This window comes from Mesorhizobium sp. BR1-1-4, assembly GCF_020165375.1.
Taxonomy (GTDB): domain Bacteria; phylum Pseudomonadota; class Alphaproteobacteria; order Rhizobiales; family Rhizobiaceae; genus Mesorhizobium; species Mesorhizobium australicum.
The window spans coordinates 1-1,411 of record NZ_JAIUIB010000024.1; the positions used below are offsets into that span (position 1 = coordinate 1).

A 1,411-nucleotide genomic window follows, 5' to 3' on the forward strand; every position below is an offset into this window, starting at 1 on the left:
TGGAGCAGCCCGGTAGCTCGTCAGGCTCATAACCTGAAGGTCACAGGTTCAAATCCTGTCCCCGCAACCAAACAAAAACGGCCCGCCTGGCTCTATGCCGGCGGGCCGTTCGCGTTCCGATCTCTCCGCACAGAAATTCGAGCCCATCAGCCCCCAAACCAAGCCAACAAAGCCCCAGAAAACCAAGTCAGAGTCCCAAAACAAAATCAAGAAGACGGTCGCCAGGGTGCAAGTCGGCGGACCCTGCCTGTCCGGATCACCGCAGAGTCGATCCACCCTGTTCAGGACCCGCAAAAAGGCGCCGCCGACGCGCGGGACAAATCAAATCAGCGAAGGCCATGGGGACGGGGTTCAAGATCGATGGCCGCCAAGCATGAACAGATTGGCCGGTTGGGCTTTAACTCAGCTGGTCTCCTCACACGCTTTCGGATGCCGGTAGCACGGGCTGCGGCCCTCCGCTCCACAGAACTGTCCCAATCGTTATTTCAATTCTGCCGGATCGGGTGACCCCGCTTGAGCGCGTGGTGACGGTGAAACGCGTTCGAGGCGGCAGAATGCTCCTCTGCCACATAATGTCTTCCAGGAGGTGCCATGCCCAATTACGCTTTGAACGACCACCATGAGCAATTCATCAAGCGGCAACTCGAATCAGACCGCTACAACAATGCCAGCGAGGTTGTCCGCGCCGGCCTACGCATGCTCGATGACTTCGAGGCGGAGCGGCAAAAGTGGTTGCGCGAGGAAATTCCGCACGCCCGGCGGCTTCCAGCAGAATCCGACGAAGGGAATTCCAGCTGAAGCGGTCTTTCCAGCCTCGAAGCGCGCCATCGCGCGAAGCAGGCGAAGGCCTAGTAGGAACGGAATATCGGATCGTCTTTCATCCCCCGGCACAAGCCGAACTCGAACAGCTCCATGACGATATAGCCGAGCGGCCGTCGCCAGCGATCGCCTGGAATCTTGTCGTGGTATCCAGGACCATTGTCTCGGCTTAGCGACTTTTCCACAGGGAGGCACCGAGCGGCTCGATATCATGCCTGGGCCGCGGATTGTTGATTGCCGGGGGCGGTCAGCATTTGCCTTCGTGATCGAGGATGAGCAGGTGCTGATCCCTCGACATCTTCTACGCCAGTCGACTCACACCGGAATTGCTGGAGAATCGGCGCTGAAAGCCGCTCGGGCGAGGTCCGTGGGCGGGCAGCAGTTTTCAAAGCGAAGCATGCCAGGCGTCGGGTCAAAGTGGGAACCCACGCATAAACAACCGTGAAAGCGACGGGGGAATTCAGCCTAGCCAACTCACGAATTTCAGCCCCGTGGATATCTCTACGATAAATCGAAAAAACATTTGGGAACGGTGTTGACAGTTTTGGTTGGTGGCGACTATATACGCCTCACGAACGAGGGCGGTGCGCCG

At 58.3% G+C, this 1,411-nt stretch carries 1 pseudogene; it reads left to right on the top strand.

Annotated elements, in window-relative coordinates:
* Positions 1–591 precede the first annotated feature (591 nt).
* Positions 592–852, top strand: a pseudogene (locus LB571_RS28730) (type II toxin-antitoxin system ParD family antitoxin).
* Positions 853–1,411 lie beyond the last annotated feature (559 nt).